The sequence below is a fragment of the Mesorhizobium sp. USDA 4413 genome (assembly GCF_056280365.1).
On sequence record NZ_JBVPRP010000001.1, the window covers coordinates 5,669,976 to 5,685,736 of the forward strand.

At 60.7% G+C, this 15,761-nt stretch carries 11 protein-coding genes and 1 pseudogene; 6 read left to right on the plus strand and 6 right to left on the minus strand.

Annotation, left to right across the window (positions count from 1 at the left end; genetic code table 11):
- Positions 1-340: 340 nt before the first annotated feature.
- Entirely contained in the window at positions 341-508 is a 168-nt protein-coding gene (locus ACVMIM_RS27640) for a hypothetical protein (protein WP_476115761.1), read from the minus strand.
- 567 nt (positions 509-1,075) lie between these two features.
- On the opposite strand from ACVMIM_RS27640, the gene ACVMIM_RS27645 reads away from it, so the two are divergent.
- Positions 1,076-1,339, plus strand: coding sequence for a hypothetical protein (locus ACVMIM_RS27645; protein WP_476115763.1), 264 nt, complete (start codon positions 1,076-1,078; stop codon positions 1,337-1,339).
- A gap of 453 nt (positions 1,340-1,792) precedes the next feature.
- Positions 1,793-2,770 carry a manganese catalase family protein gene (locus tag ACVMIM_RS27650; protein ID WP_476115765.1) on the plus strand — a complete coding sequence of 326 codons (978 nt, stop codon included), beginning with the start codon at positions 1,793-1,795 and terminating at the stop codon, positions 2,768-2,770.
- Between the two features lie 204 nt (positions 2,771-2,974).
- On the opposite strand, the gene ACVMIM_RS27655 is transcribed toward ACVMIM_RS27650, so the two are convergent.
- The 3 genes from ACVMIM_RS27655 to ACVMIM_RS27665 all read right to left on the minus strand — a co-directional run bounded on the left by ACVMIM_RS27655 (position 2,975) and on the right by ACVMIM_RS27665 (position 6,256).
- Positions 2,975-3,451 (minus strand): DUF2269 family protein, encoded by a 477-nt coding sequence (locus ACVMIM_RS27655; RefSeq protein WP_041000743.1) that lies wholly within the window; start codon positions 3,449-3,451, stop codon positions 2,975-2,977.
- Entirely contained in the window at positions 3,451-4,737 is a 1,287-nt protein-coding gene (locus ACVMIM_RS27660) for an SDR family oxidoreductase (protein WP_476115767.1), read from the minus strand. Before ACVMIM_RS27660 ends, ACVMIM_RS27655 begins: the two co-directional genes overlap by 1 nt.
- Before the next feature lie 601 nt (positions 4,738-5,338).
- Positions 5,339-6,256: a glycoside hydrolase family protein gene (locus tag ACVMIM_RS27665; RefSeq protein WP_476115768.1), complete on the minus strand. Its 918-nt coding sequence runs from the start codon at positions 6,254-6,256 to the stop codon at positions 5,339-5,341.
- A gap of 306 nt (positions 6,257-6,562) precedes the next feature.
- Here ACVMIM_RS27665 and ACVMIM_RS27670 point away from each other — a divergent pair, with 306 nt between their 5' ends.
- Positions 6,563-7,735, plus strand: a complete 1,173-nt coding sequence (locus ACVMIM_RS27670) for a glycosyltransferase (RefSeq protein WP_476115770.1) — start codon at positions 6,563-6,565, stop codon at positions 7,733-7,735.
- Positions 7,736-7,737: 2 nt separating this feature from the next.
- Positions 7,738-8,874, plus strand: coding sequence for a UDP-galactopyranose mutase (glf, locus tag ACVMIM_RS27675; protein ID WP_476115772.1), 1,137 nt, complete (start codon positions 7,738-7,740; stop codon positions 8,872-8,874).
- Here glf and ACVMIM_RS27680 read toward each other — a convergent pair.
- On the minus strand, positions 8,871-10,037 hold the full coding sequence (locus ACVMIM_RS27680) for a glycoside hydrolase family 1 protein (RefSeq protein ID WP_476115773.1): 1,167 nt from the start codon (positions 10,035-10,037) through the stop codon (positions 8,871-8,873). The two genes, glf and ACVMIM_RS27680, sit on opposite strands and share 4 nt — an antisense overlap.
- 708 nt (positions 10,038-10,745) lie before the next feature.
- Between ACVMIM_RS27680 and ACVMIM_RS27685 the strand changes: the two genes are divergently transcribed.
- A complete protein-coding gene (locus ACVMIM_RS27685) occupies positions 10,746-11,141 on the plus strand; it encodes a DUF982 domain-containing protein (protein ID WP_476115775.1) in 396 nt (131 codons plus the stop codon).
- Here the strand turns inward: ACVMIM_RS27685 and ACVMIM_RS27690 are convergent.
- A pseudogene (locus ACVMIM_RS27690) lies at positions 11,115-14,278 on the minus strand (GAF domain-containing protein). The gene ACVMIM_RS27685 and the pseudogene ACVMIM_RS27690 overlap by 27 nt on opposite strands.
- Positions 14,279-14,895: 617 nt before the next feature.
- On the opposite strand from ACVMIM_RS27690, the gene ACVMIM_RS27695 reads away from it, so the two are divergent.
- Entirely contained in the window at positions 14,896-15,726 is an 831-nt protein-coding gene (locus ACVMIM_RS27695; RefSeq protein WP_476115776.1) for a class I SAM-dependent methyltransferase, read from the plus strand.
- Positions 15,727-15,761 lie beyond the last annotated feature (35 nt).

The window sequence follows — 15,761 nt, forward strand, 5'->3', positions numbered from 1 at the left end:
GGAGGCGGCTTGCGCTGTTCGCCTACGTAACCGATCACCATCGTCTGCGGCTCGGGAAGCGCCGAGGGGGTTATGGCGAGCAGCATGACAAATGCTAGCGCCAGCCTTATCCGGCTCGGGTCGAGCAGGCCAAGTTGGATTTTTGGAATCGACACGGGCGCTCCAGGATGGAGCGATCCTAATGTTTAGGAACCAGGAATGTTCCCGTCTCCGTGAGCTCAGGCCGCCCGGGTCCAAATTCGGAGCGGGCTTAAAGCAGTGCACCTATGCGGGGAAGACCTGACCGCGAGCCTAGCTGACGGGGACTGCCGACTGTCATTGACCGCGAGTCTCTCCTCGGTCACCGTTTCGCGCTGTCGGTATCCGCCCGCGTCAGGACTGTTCCGCAACCTGCGGCCAGGTTGCTCTTCAGCCACACGGCCATGACTTCCTCTTCACGCAGAACCCACTGCTTTTCCGGGTTCAGGTTCGGGGTAAGAAAAACCCGCCGACCGAAGCCGACGGGCAATCTTCCCTCAAACTGCTTGTGCGCCCCTTTCCCGGATGGTCCGCCGGAACCCAGGAGCCCCGCACAAAGCTCTTCCTAATGCAGTCTCGGCCAAGGGGCTGTAGCTCGGGAGCAACAGTCAGCGAAATCGGTGGAAAGGCATAAAAATCTATATCAATGCGAGGATGCTAATTTAGCCTCTTTTTTTAGCCGACCTTTACCCTACCGAGTCGGCTAGGCCCGGCGGTTCAACCCAACGCACCCCAACGCGGAACTGTCGGGCCGCTTGCTTCGTGCTGTTCCGGCGCGACGGCAAGCTTCGTGAACTGCAGGTTTCAATTATCCGGCTAGCCGCGCGGCGTGCGCTGCGGCAGATGATTTTAAGTCACGAGGACCGCCCATTTGCTCTCCGTTATAAGTTCCACCGCATGATGTTCGTGTGGCGACTGTCCGATTCACGCGCCAGGCGAGCTCTAGTGTTGAAACTGACGGAATCGCCCTTTATGGCCTACGCCCCTCCTGTCGCAGCTTAGTCGGCGGAACTTTCGGCGGCCGGCGGAGTTGATCACGGCCAACGGGGGGATGCTGTTGCAAATATTCGACAGGCTTGAAGCGCTGGTCCACGCAGAGGATGCCTCAGCGGCGGCGAGAGAAGCGCGATTGCTGTTGGCGGAAATCGATCGCCGCGGCTCTGAGATAATCTCGGCCGCCGTCGATGATTTTCTCATCGACATGTTGACGCTGGCATTCGTTGCCGAAGCATTCGAGGGCGGGGCTTTGGAAGCCACTCGCCGGCTGGCTCAGAAGAGATTATCCAAGATCAGGCTGTTGTCGGTGGTTCTGCCGGCTTAATTGCCGCAATTGGCCGGGTCGAGCAAAAGCGTTTTAATTCGACCCAGCGCCGACAAGGCGTCGGAAGCGGGCCGGCTATCGTAGAGCAGTGTCCCACACCGGGCATAGGATCGACTCAAAGCCGCCGATCACGGGCGGGTCAGCGCAGCAGCCCTTCTCCCGCAAAATCTTCCCAGCCGCGCAGCTGGAGCAGGGATCCTCGTCCCAACCGCTGTCGGTTGAGCCTGCGCCCCCGACGCCTCGGCGCGCTCTGATCGTCTCGGCCCATCTTCTCAAGTATTTCATAAGCTGATCTTGCAGCAATTGGCGTGCAAGACTGATCAGAATGCGGTCGCGACGCCAAAGGGTGGCTTGGCGGATTAAAAAACGCGCCGTTTAAGCCATTCTATTTTTTGCGGAGGAACATTCCAGGAGGCGGCCGGTTAGTGAACGTCAACCCTTGGAGGAAGCCTCATGTTCATGCACAACAAGCGACTGCAATACACCGTTCGTGTCTCGGAGCCGAACCCGCGGCTGGCGTGCATGATCATGGAGCAGTTCGGCGGCGCCGATGGCGAGCTTGCCGCGGCGATGCGCTATTTCACCCAGGGACTGGGTGAGGACGATGTCGGCCGCAAGGACATGCTGCTCGACATAGCGACCGAAGAACTCAGCCATCTCGAGGTCGTCGGTTCGATTGTGACCATGCTCAACAAAGGCCTGAAGGCGCAGCTGGCCGAGGGCCAGATGAAGGAGGCCGAGCTGTATTTGATGGTCGGCGCGAGCGGCACGACGGCAAAAGAGTCTATCTTGTTCGGCGGCGCACCTGCATTGTGCGACTCGGCCGGAGTGCCGTGGACTGCCGCCTACGTCGATTCCCGCGGCGAGCCCACCGTCGACCTGCGGTCCAACATTGCTGCGGAGGCGCGTGCCAAGATCGTCTATGAGCGACTGATCAACATTACCGACGATCCCGGGGTCAAGGATGCGCTGGGATTTCTCATGACGCGCGAAATCGCGCATCAAAAATCGTTCGAGAAAGCGTTGTACGCGATCGAGAACAACTTCCCCACGGGCAAGCTCCCCGGCATTGAGAAATTTGCGAGCATGTACGTCAACACGTCACAGGGCGAGGGGGACACGAATGGGCCCTGGAACTCGGGAGACGAATGGGACCGCGTGGATGATCTTGAGGAGGTCATGCCGGCGGACGGTGGCGATGGGACGGCAACAGTCAAGCTGGCGGCCAAGGACATGAAGGTCGTAGCCAAGATGGGCGAACGGACGCTCTCGGATCCCTCTTCCGACCCGACCACAGGCGCGGATCTCGGTGCCGGTCCGGGGGCGGGACGGACCAAGAATGGCGACATGGGCGGCGCCGCCAGTATCAAAGAGGCGCCTGCGCGGGCCGAGGCCACCGCTCGCAAGAAAAATAAGGCTCGGGCTGGTTGAGCCCTGCCGACTTGACGAGGCTCGGTTTCGTCTACCCGTCAGCGTTCTGACGGGTAGCACGAGCCGCCGCCAAGAAGGAGACGCGGAAGCGCCTCCCGCACCCCTCCGCCATCTTCGCTGTTTCGAGCACGCTGGGTGCGCGACCCTGAACTTCTGTCAGACACTGCGGTTGCGTGTCGATATCGGGCAGAGTTCGCGGACTCGTTAGAACAACTCAATTTCGGGTCGTGTGATCATCAGCCAATAGATTGCGGCCACGCATGCAAATGCCGGAAACCCGAAAGCGAACCAAACACGGAAGAGCTGATTGTAGCGCTCTGGCGGCGGAGTGCCGGCGGACGCAGCTTCCACCGCGAGATCCCGCATGCGCATCTGCATCCACACCACGGGCAACCAGAACAGCCCCGTGACGACGTAGAGCAGGATCGACAGCACGATCCAGCCCTCCCGGAGCGAATAGCCTGACTGCCAGGCCAATGCGGCCCCGGTTATCGGTTGGGCGATTACAGCGGTGGCGGTAAACAGGAAATCGGCAATGACGACGATGCGAGCCACGGCGGCAATCGTGGCGGCGCTGCCGGTCCGATGGGCGAGGAGCATGAAGAATGCAATGCCGGCACCGGTGCCGAGCAGCACGGCAGCGCCGATGACGTGCAAGTATTTCAGCACAAAATAAAGCATCAGCGTTCCTCCAGGACCGCCAGCGCGCAGAAGTGCAAGACGAGTATGGGCAGAATCTTCATCAATGGGCCAAGGGGCTCGTTCCACAGGTCCGGGCGCAGAATACTTCCCGCAATTGCATAGAAGCACGAGACTGCGATAGCCCCCCACAACCCTGCCCGGCTCGTCGGCCGCCACGCGATCATGGTGCCGACAACCATATCGGCCAACGCGCCTGCGACAACAGCTGGACCGGCCAACGCCTCGAAGGCGGTGCCGAGGAGAAGCTCCACACCGCTGCGCCATCCGGTGGTGAGCGAAACGATACCGGTTGCGATCCAGAAGAAGGGCAAAACCACGAAGATCGCCGGCTTCACGAAGTAAAGCCCGGCGAACCAGCGCTCTTGTACGGTGGGAGGGCTGGCGGCCAGGGCAGATGCTAGGCTCGAGGGTTCGATTCCCGTTGCAAGCTTCCACGGCTCCAAGGCGCCGGTCGCGCCGCGCGCAATCTCCTTGGCGGCGTTGGTGCGCATCGGAGGCCGCCAGCCGAGGAGGCCTGCAAGGTCCCCAAACCGGTAAAGCATTGCGGCAATCCAACCGGGCAGGACAAACTCCTTCGCCCTCCCCCACCCCAGCCATTCGCGGTAGCGGGAGACGACTTCGCTCATCGTCAATGCTTCTGGCCCTGCGAGTTCGAGCGTCAGGCGCGACGGGCTATCCTTGCTGAGCAGGGTCAAAACAGTTGAGACGACGTCGTCGAGCTGGACGACCTGCAGGCGACCTGTGCCGGGCATTGTCGGAAGCAGAGGCAAGGCGGCCAAGCCGCGAAAAAGAGCGCTTGCGCCGAAGGCTGGCCGCCCGAGCACCACCGAGGGCCGAAGGATCACCCAGTCGAGATTGCGCTCCATCAACGCTCGGTCCCCCGCCAGCTTGCTGGCCGAGAATGGTGAAGGCTGCTCCCGGTCGACACCGATCGCGGAGAAATGAATGACCCGTCCCACGCCGGCGCGTTCGCAGGCAGCAAAGAGAGCCGAGGCGCCGACAGCATGAACGTTGCCCGTATCCTCCCGAGCACTGTCCTGCAGCACGCCCGCGCAGTTCACGACGGCGTCGACCCCCACGAGGTGTGGGAGCCAGTCTTCCGGCTCCAGCGCTTTCGCCATATCGATGACGGCGGTTCGCTCCTTGGAAAGGCCGTTCGGGGCGCGGCCACGGACCACTCGGACGACGCCGTGCCCCTCGCCCACCAGGCGCGCGCACAATGTCGCGCCAATCAGACCCGAAGCGCCAGTGACCAGAACGATCATGGCTTTGGTTGGCCCACTGCATTGGCTCCCGTCTTGATCACACAGCGTTCTCCCAGATGCGTTGCGACCCGGTCTTTGCTTCGCGAGCCGTAACTTCCCAATACTTCAACTTCTTCTATCGAACCTGGCGCGCGTCCTAGTGTTCCAAGCTCCGGAATGGCGATGGCGTCGCATCCCTGATCTATATCGGCAGCACCGTTCTGTTCCGCCCTGCTTGCTGCAGAATGCGGGGCTAACGAAGCCAGTCCCCGGCCCGACATCGCGGGCCCGCGAAAAGCCTGGCGGAACAAGCGGTCCGGCGCCAAGTTCGGATAGCCGCCCGGAGCGACGCAGAACATGAAGACCTACAGGGTTGAACAAATAGGGTCGAGTGGTGGTGTCGCGCCAGGTCGCTGAGGCGGCCGGGTTCGCCGTCTGGGCGTGCGGGGCGATTCTCCGCTTGTTAGCTCCAGGCACATGGCTGGCCGCTCTCCGCTGGAACGCAACCGAACCATGTCCCCTACAGACTTTGTTCCCGACCGCGATCTTGTTGTGAGGACCGGCCGCAGCCCCAAGCGGGACGAAACTTGTCGAATAGGTCCGCGAGCTTGTGAGGATCCGGTCAGGCCACTTTCGAAAGCAGGGACACGTCGAAGCTCGCCAGGCCATAGCGCCAGCGATGGTTCGTCGCCGCAACGCGACTCTGGTAGAAAAGGGTCAGCCGCTCGCCGTCGATCATCACCGTCGAGTGGCCGTTTTCTCCAGGTCCGCCCGGATCAAGCACTGGGCCTATCGAGACGTAAGGTCCGGTAACGGCGTCCGCGATGGCGAAAAACACCCGCTGCCGGCTACCCCTCGGTCCGTGCGGAAGGAAGCAGGTGGCGTTGAGGAGCACGCGACCATCCGGAAGCTCCACCAATTGGGCGCCTTCAATTCCCCATTCGTAGTCAGGGTCTTCCCGCGTGTTGTGGTGGGGAATGTCGTTGTGATCCAGGATTTTGCCCAGGCGCTTCCAAGGCCCGAACCATGAATCGGATTGGCTTCGCGCCAGATAGATGTCCGGCTGCGGGACGCGGGTGAATTTCGGCATGCCGGAATAAACCATGTAGCGTTTGCCGCCGACGAGAGCCGGATGCGGATCATAGATGCCGTCTTCATCCGTTCCCGGCAAGGACAGGATTGCCGGGTTGAGCACCACCCAGTTGAACCCGTCGTTGGACACCGCGTGTTCGCAACGGCCGCCTGATTTCATGAACTCGGTCTGGATGAACATATGGAAGACGCCGTCTTCGTGCACGACACCGGGCGCCGCGACGCCCGAGCCCGTGACCGGAAGCTCGATCGGCGCGTGCTCCGTCCACGGTCCATGCAATTCGGGCGCGGTTGCGTGAAGAATCTTCCAGGTCTCGCTGGTCACCGTGCCGCTCGACCCGAACACATGCCAGAGCCGGCCGTCGTAGACCGGGCATGGGTCCTTCAGATCATCCACCGTCTGAGGGTGAAACAATGGGAACACATTCGTCTCAAAAGCGATCTTCATCTTTCTGCCCTAGCGATTGCCGGTCGTTAAAACGCCGCTCGCGCTTCGGTCCGACGAATCAATTCAGCCATCGAATATTTTAGCTGCTCATTCAACGGAAATGCGGCATCCGAGCGGCCGTCCCCAGAAAGCTGCTGGCAGACATGCCGGACACTCTGGCCCAGCACGCCAGCCTGCATATCGCTCGCGGGCTGGAACAAGTTAATCAGCGGACAGTTAGACATGTGGCAGGAATAGGTTCCTGCATCTCGCGCTTAACAAATGTTAATCGCAGTCTAGCGGCAATGTCTCCAGGGAAAAGCTTATATGGACGCGGCAATAAGAATACCTGTCACCCTCAAGGTCAGAAAAGAACAAGCTTTACTGATATGCTTTTCCCATCTGCGATGGAATTTCGTTTATCAACGCCCGCAGCACATTCTCACGCTTGCCTCGCAAGAGCATCAGATCGTCTACTTCGAGGAACCGATCTTCGAAGAATGCTCGCACTCGTCCATTCGGTTTTGCGATGCGGCGGCGGGCGTTCGGGTCGCGACCCCCTTGCTGCCGATCGGCACCAGCCCCGCCAGGGCCGACGCGATCCAGCGCAGATATCTTGACCGGATCATCGCGTCGACGCCGCACGCTCAGTTGACCGCCTGGTATTATACCCCAATGGCCTTGCGGTTCAGCGCGCATGTCGACTTCGACGTATGCGTCTATGACTGCATGGACGAGCTTTCGGCATTCAAGAATGCGCCGGCCCAACTTGCGCTGATGGAACGGGCGCTCTTCGAGCGCGCCGATCTAGTCTTCACCGGCGGCCTAAGCCTGTTCGAAGCGAAGCGCTGCCAGCATCGGGCAATCTATCCCTTCCCCAGCAGCATCGACGTCAGCCACTTTCACAAGGCGAGGACGCCCGGCGAGGAGCCGGCGGATCAACAGGGCATCCCGCACCCTCGGGTAGGTTTCTTCGGCGTCATCGACGAGCGCCTCGATATCGATCTCGTTGCGCAGGCTTCCAGGACGATGCCGGACGTGCACTTCGTGATGCTTGGTCCGGTCGTCAAGATCGATCCTGATAGCCTGCCCAGAGCGGACAACCTGCATTGGCTCGGCAGCAAAGCCTACAAGGATCTGCCGGACTACCTTCGGCATTGGGACGCCGGTTGGATGCCGTTCGCGCTCAACGAAGCGACACGCTTCATCAGCCCGACAAAAACTCCCGAGTTCCTCGCCGCGGGCCTGCCCGTGGTCTCGACGGCAATCGTCGATGTCGTGCGAAGCTACGGCGCTGCGGGCCTCGTCGATATCGCGGATGCCGAAGATATCGAACCGAAGCTGCGCTCGGTGCTGGCGCAACCGCGTAACATGCGGCTGGCAGCGGTCGATGCCTATCTGGCCAACATGTCCTGGCAGCGAACATGGGAAGCCATGGCCGCCCACATCAAGAAAGCCAGTGCAGGCAAGAAGGTCGTGCCCTTCCGCAGGAGCGCATGATCATGTTCGACTGGCTGATCGTCGGGGCAGGCTTTGCCGGCAGTGTTCTCGCGGAACGGATCGCCTCGCAAAGAGGGGAAAGCGTTCTCCTCATCGACCGCCGTAGCCACATCGGCGGCAACGCCTATGACTGCTACAACGAAGCTGGCATCCTCATTCATCGTTACGGACCGCATATATTCCACACCAACGCCCAGTCGATCGCCGACTATCTGTCGCAGTTCACGACCTGGCGCCCTTACGAACACCGCGTGCTCGCTGCGGTGGACGACAAGCTTCTGCCGATTCCGATAAACCTCGACACGATCAACCGTCTTTATGGTCTCGAGCTAAGCTCGGCAGAGCTGGAAGATTTCTTCGCATCGCGTCGTGAAACCGTTGACGAAATCAATACTGCCGAGGATGTGGTTGTCAGCACCGTGGGCAGAGAACTCTATGAGAAATTCTTCCGCGGCTACACCAGAAAGCAGTGGGGAGTCGATCCCAGCCAGTTGAGCAAGTCCGTGACGGCCCGCGTTCCGACCAGAACGAACCGCGACGATCGCTATTTCGGCGATAGTTTCCAGCAGATGCCGGCGGACGGTTACACGCGCATGTTCGAACGGATGTTGGATAATCCCAACATCAAGATCATGCTGCAGACCGACTATCGCGAGGTCCGAGATCGAATTCCCTTCCGGCGGCTGATCTATACCGGACCGATCGATGAATTCTTTGACTGGAAGCTTGGCCGTTTGCCCTATCGTTCATTGCGCTTCGAGCATGTCACCCTCGACTGCGAGCAGTTTCAGCCGGTGGCCGTGGTCAATTATCCCCAAACGGAAGCCTATACGCGCATCACCGAGTACAAGCATTTGACTGGCCAGAAGAATGTCCGGACGAGCCTCACCTACGAGTACCCGACAGACATTGGCGACCCGTATTACCCGGTGCCGCGTTCGGAAAACGAAGCACTCTACAAACAATATGAAGCGCTTTCTGCAAATTGCCCCGACGTGTGGTTCGTCGGCCGTCTGGCAACGTATCGCTACTACAATATGGATCAGGTCGTAGGGCAGGCCTTGGCCACTTTCGCGCGCATTCAGAAGACGGTACCAATTGCGGATGATGTGCAGACGGCCATCGCGACGCCCGCTTAGCCGTCCCTCCGCTTGTCCGGCACCGCCAGGTCGCGCGGCTCAAGTATGTCAGCGAATAGCTTCTGCTGCCTTGCGAGTTCATCGGCCATCGGTTGACGAACGCGGCGCAAACCATCCGCATGGATGACGGAAAAAAGGCCAACCTCGGCGTGGCGGGAATTGTCCCATCCAGGATAAGCCGTGATCGGATAGAGGCAAATTCCTTGGACCGGGGCTCCTTGACTGATCGCAGTCCGAACTTCATCGCATACGTAGTGAAGCCATGCGGGGCCGGCGGATCCCTCGGAGCCGGTCTCTGCAATATACAAAGGCTTGGTGTAGCGTCGGGCGACCTCGACAAGCATCTCTGATAGAGCCCGGTATTCATGATGGCCCATCGGGATTGTCGGCCCATGCAGGTACCATTGATTGTGCGGATAGAAGTTTAGGCCAATCACATCGATCAGATCCTCGGCTCCTCCGAGCTCTGGCTCGATACGGCCCATCAGCATGTCATATGCTTCGAACTGCCCTTGGCGGGCCTGCTCCGCACGACGGACCTCCTGACGAGTGCGGTCGCGCGGCGCGATGTGAATGAGCGGTTCAGCCCACACGAAACGGCATTCGGGGTCAGCTTCACGCATTGCGCGGATACCCTGTACGGCCGCCTTGACCAGATGCCGCTTGAACCACCCCTTCTTTTTAGGTCCGGCGGGAGGAAAATATCCGACTTCGACCGCCCATGCGAAGAACGATATTTCGTTAATGGGACAGACCACTGCGGCTTTCCCGGTCACCGCTCGGTGCAGTCGGATCGCTTCGGCTGCGAAGGAAGCATAGCTCTGGATCATCTGTTCGCTACCCTGGTCGAGGTGATCGGGGGAGCCGTAGTGAAAGATATCCCAAATGACCTGAACGCCGGCGGCACTCGCGGCATCCAGCATGGACTTCCAATTCGACCAGTTGTAGACGCCCGGCGCCGTTTCGATCAGATGCCACCGCAGTCCATCACGAATGGTTCTCAATCCCAAGTCCGAGCATCGACGGTAGTCGTTCTCCGCGTGGATGTCGTGGCTAGTGGCCCGGACAAGGTCCAGACGTAGGCCATCTTTGCGATGATGCGAAGAACACTCGAACCCCGCCATGAAGAAGCTGTCGAAACTGAGTGGAAGAAGATCGGGCATCAAACTTGTCTTGCTCCGCCGTGCGCCGCCGCATGTTGCGGACCGAAATTGATATTGAAATTCCTTACGGCGCTCTCGGCGATGAAACATTTGCTCCCACGCGACAGGCGCCGAACCCAGAACAGCGCAGGATGTTCCAGGCTTCGACCGCGGCGAAACTCCACGATGCCCTGAGTGACACGGGCTTGCGAGCTGGCCAGACCGGTCTTCGCTCTCGTTCAACGCTGCCCATCGAGCAGCACCGCGGTTTGCGATGCACACGCCATGGCAACTGCTCCGCTATCGGGGTTACCTTTGTCGCTCCTTTCAACAAATGAGATTTCCGCTCTCTTCCCGTCCCGCTAACTTCCGGTCTGACAACAACGTCAGACTGAGTTGAAATGAAGCCGATCGAAAATTGGGCCGATGCCTACGAACCGTCTGAATTCGCAGCCAAGCACGGCCTCACGCTCGATCAGGCAAAGGCGGTCATAAGCTCCAATGGGCCCCCCAGGCACAGCTGCGACATGGGCGCCAGGGCGTTTCTGAGAGCACTCGAAATCAAGCGCTATCGGCAGTCCGCCGCAGGGAAATAGAAGCGGCGGAGTATCCCTCGGCCATCCTTGACGCCGAAACAGCCCCTTCCAATATTTTAGACAAGCCGCGCCCCAGAGCCCTCACGATATTGTGGCCTGTGGCGCCGCACCGGATCACGACGGGAGTAAGCACATGGGAACCGAAGTCTCCCCCAGCCCTGACTTTGCTTCCGAAGAGTATGCGTACGCCTGCGGAGCAGCGGACGAGCGTCCGGAGGCCTTCGCACGTCCCGTTCTCGTCGCTGACGAGTTCCTCGGCTCCCGAAGCATATGCTGCGTCATGGACGCTATTGAATGTCTTGAGGAATGGCCGATTGAGCAGCGTGGGCGCCTGCACTCACGCGCCAGCGATTTCTGCTGTGCCGCCTATGATGGACGCAGCCCAGCCGATCTCGCCCGACAAATGTTCGTCGCTTGGGCTCGGGATGTCGGGATCGCTGTCGGCCTATCAATCGACGCGGAGGCCGTCACCAACACCGGCCACACTGGTTGCGATCTGGGATCAGCCTCCTGTTCCTCGACCGAGTGACTGCCGGATTTTCTCGCCCAGTTCGTCAAGCGTGTAGGGTTTGGTAAGAAGCGCGGTCCCGTGGTCGAGCGTGCCGTTGTGGACGATGGCATTGCGGGTGTAGCCGGTCGTGTAAAGCACTTTCACCGACGGGTGTATCTTCTTGATGCGGTCGACGAGCTCGCGTCCGGACATTTCGGGCATAACGACATCCGTAAACAGGAGGGTCGGCAATTGGCCCGCCTGGACGGCCTCCAGCGCCTCTCGGGGGCTCCTCATCTCAAGGACCGAATACCCCAGTTCCCGAAGGGTTTCGACAGCCATCAGCCGCACGCGGTCCTCGTCCTCGACCACCATAATGACGTCTTCAGCGCGCCCTCGGGGCTGAGCCGGGACGGACACGATCTCGGTATCGGCGGGTGCACCATGCGCCCGGGGCAGGTAGATTCTCACGGTAGTGCCTACCCCTTGCTCCGAATAGATTTTCACGCTGCCGCCGGACTGGCGCACGAATCCATACACTTGGCTGAGACCCAGGCCGGTTCCCTTGCCGACACTCTTGGTGGTGAAGAAAGGATCGAAAGCCTTCGCCAGCACATCGGCTGTCATTCCGGTTCCCGTGTCGGTGACGGCTATCATGACGTACTGCCCGGATACGATGCCGTTTTCCCGGCCGTAACGATCGTCCAAGTGGGCATTTGCCGTTTCGATCGTCAGTTTGCCTCCGCCCGGCATGGCGTCGCGCGCGTTGACGCATAGGTTGAGCAGCGCGCTTTCGAGTTGTCCGGCATCGACCTCGACCTGCCAAAGCCCGGCAGCGAGCACGGTTTCGATCAGGATCGTTTCTCCCAGCGTTCGGTTGAGCAGTTCGCTCATGCCGCGGCGACAAGGCGGTTGGCCTTCAGCCGTTTCGGCGCCAGCGGCTGTTGGCGGGAGAAGGCCAGCAGGCGTTTGGTCAGCTCGGCCGCACGCTGCGCGCCTTCGATTGCACCGTCTACGAAGCTGTGCACATTCGTGTCGCCGTTTCGGAGCTTGCGCTGGACAAGGTTCAATCCTCCGATGATCACGGCGAGCATATTGTTGAAATCATGGGCGATGCCTCCGGTCAATTGACCGATCGCCTCCATCTTCTGCGCCTGCCGAAGATGCTGCTCGGCTTTGGCGCGTTCGGCGACCTCCTCCACGACGCGTTGTTCGAGGGTGGCGTTCAGTGCCTGCAGTTCCTTGAACAGCCGGGAATTGTCGATGGCGGTCGCGGCGTGGCCGGCGAGGCCCAGCAGTGCCGTCTCATGCTCCTTACCGAACACACCGGTTTCAGCATGGCCGAAAAAGAGTCCGCCGAGGACTTCACCGGACCGGGATACAACCGGTACAGCGAGATAAGAGCGCACCGGCAGATGGCCTTCAGGCATTCCTCTCCGCGGCGCATTTTTGCCGTATCGCGGGTCCTGCAGGATGTCGTCGGAGCGAACCACACCCGTTCCGCGAAAGGTGGGCTCGAACACGGCCGTGTTGCGCGGCATCGGGAAGTTCTCGAACGCCGAACGCGGTGCGCCGGACAAGGTGTAGAGCATGTATCTGTCGCCCTTGTCGTCGACGACATTGTAAAAGAACGCGCCAAACTGGGCGCCCGCCAATTCAACGCCGGCGTCGGTGACGGTCTGAACGATGCGACCGACATCGAGCTCAGCGGCGACCAGGGCGGCGGTCGCGTTCATCATCTGAAGATGATGCTCGACGCGCTTGCGTTGGCTGATATCGATCACGGTGCCGATGAAGCGGATCGCGCGTCCATTTTCGAAATAGGCCTGGCCGGTGGCCGAAATCCAGCGCTCCTTCCCATCGCGCAGCCCCACGGTCCGGTATTCGATGTCGTAGCGGGCGCGTTTGTCGGGCGCGATCGCCTCGCGTACAGCCTGATCGGCGCGGTCCCTGTCCTGCGGATGCAGCCCCGCTAGAAAGGCGTCTTCATAGGTCACGTCAGCGTCGGGCGGCAGACCGAACAGGGCCTTGCAGCGATGGTCCCAGCGCAGCATCCCATTGATTAGATCGTAGTCCCATATGCCGATCTCGGCCGCATCCGTCGCCAGTCGTAACCGCTCTTCACTGGCGCGTGCCGCCTGCTCGGCACGGACACGCTCGATATGCGCCCAGGAGCGCTCGGCCACTTCGGTCAGCAGGTTCAATTCGCGCTCGGACCAGACGCGGGGTTGTCTGTCGTGGATCGCCATGAGCGCGGTCAATCGCCCCTGCTTGACGAGAGGCATGCAAATGGTCGCGGTTATGCCGATCTGCTGAAAGGTCCTCGCCTCCTCGGGCGCGATCTCGACCTGATTGTTGTTGATGACCAGAGGAAGATTGGCGCGGAGGTTCTTCACCGCCAAGCGGCCAAAGTCCGCCAGGCTGTAATAGCCTTTGATGCTCGCTGAGCCGGGAGCGCTCCAGTCGCCGCGGATAGTGAAATGGTCCTGGTCCGGCTCCATGTCGGCGTAGGCGCAAATGGACACGCCGAGATGCTCGCCCAGAAGCTGCGTGGTAATCGCCATGATCGCGTCGGCGTCCGTGGCGATCGCCGTTTCTCGTCCGAGCCGATCAAGGAATGCCAGGCGTTCCGCGCTGTCGCGCAACGCGCGCTCGGCCCGCAGGCGCTCGGTGGCCGTGCGGGTTCGCTCGGCTACCTCGGAGATGAGTGACACCTCCTCCACCGCCCAACGTCGCGGCGCCTGATGATTGAGGTATAGTAGCGCCACCAGGCCGCCATGCTCGGTCACCGGCATATTGATCAGCGATTGCGCATTGATGGCTTTGAGGGCGTCGGCATGCCGCCGCGTGCGAGGGTCGGTTTCCGCATTCTCGATGACCACGGTCTCGCCACGCTTGAGGTCCTCGACGTAGGAGCCGTAGTCTCTGAATTGCAACAGACCGGCCAGGCTGTTGACGCCAGGGGCATTCCAGTCGCGTTCGATGGTGATGGTCTCTCGCTTGAGATCCACGGTCCCGTAACCCGCGCGGCTCACGCCGAAATGCGTGCCGAGCAGTTCTGCGGCCGCATAGGCCAGCACCGCAGGGTCTTCGATTTCACGAATCCGGTCGCCCAGCGCAGCCAACAGTTCGAAGCGCTTCTGTTCTGCTCCGCGATCGCGTGAGATATCCCCCATGCCGTCCCCAAATGACCGAAGCCGATAAATGCGCAGGAGCGTAAAGAGTTCCCTTAGGGATGCCATGTTGCCTGGGCTATGCCTCTTGTCAGCCGCTCCGTCGGCGCGGAGCTTGTCGTCACCTGTCGCTTTGCCGACCTTGTCCTTGACCTTGCCCCGGAGTTTCTTGGCAGATCCTTATACTTGGTCCTTGTGCATCATCGTGCTCCTCTGTCCTGGACGACCGAACGTTGGTTTGAGCTGGAATGTTTCTGGTGCAACGGGACGGTGTCTCCGGACGGGAGCGCAGATCCGGCGCCCCGCCTTTTGTTCGGCGCGAAGGCATGGCAGCCGAAGGCTGCCATGCCTTCGCGCTTGCCAAACTGCCGTCTATGGGGTCTGCGCTCCCCAGATTGTGAAACGCTTCAGAATGGCCGGGGAAGTTGCGTGCCAGATGTCGCGCTTACCCTGGCGGACTGAGCAGCAAGGCGGTGGATTTTTTGCCGAATAACCTCGCGATGAGCTGCCCAAATTATGGCTCGAAATTGGATAGAATGCTTGTCAGGTCGGCCGACCTCGGGGAATGTCCTGATGGGCGGAGATGATCCGCGAGACTTGCACCAAAAAAGGCGATGATCATGGAAGCGGCGCCGGGGTCACAGGTTGCTAAACACTACGCGCGAGACAGCCTGATCGCAGATATCCGTGATGGTCTTGCCGCCATGGGCAAGACCGAGAGCACGGTAACCGCCGAGGACCTCTCGCCGGTAGACGAGTTTCACATTGGCGGCCGCGCCGCCACGGGAGAGTTGGCAGAGCAACTTGCGCTGACCGCCGAGGATCGAGTGCTCGACATCGGCTGCGGCCTGGGTGGCCCGGCCAGACAGATCGCTGCGCATTACGGCTGCCAGGTGACCGGCATCGATCTCACTCGCGACTACGTCGAAGCCGGCAACGTCCTCTCCGGCTGGCTGCATCTCGAGGACCGCGTCTCGTTGCAGCAGGGCGATGCTTTAGCGCTGCCCTTCGCAGATGGATCGTTCACTGCCGCATATATGTTGCACGTCGGAATGAACATTGCCGACAAGAGCGCACTGTTTTCGGAGATTGCGCGGGTGCTTCGCGTGGGTTCGCGTTTCGGCGTCTTCGACGTCATGCGCACCGGAGCCGGCGAGCTGTCTTATCCGCTGCCATGGGCGAGTACGGCAGATACGAACGCGATCGCCCAGCCAGAGCAGTACCGCGACGCGCTTTCGGCAGCCGGGTTCGAGATTGTTTCGGAACGCCAGCGGCGCGATGCAGCGCTTGACTATTTCGCGCGGCAGCGCGCGCAGGCGGCTAAAGGGCGGGCAGTACTGGGCGTCCAGACACTCATGGGAGCACGCCGCCCCCAGATGGTCCAAAACATGACCGAAAGCATTTCAGCCAGCCTGATTGCGCCGGTGGAGATTATTGCCCGAAGGCGGTGATGCCTAAGCCGATCTTCAGCTTGCCCCGTAAGCGG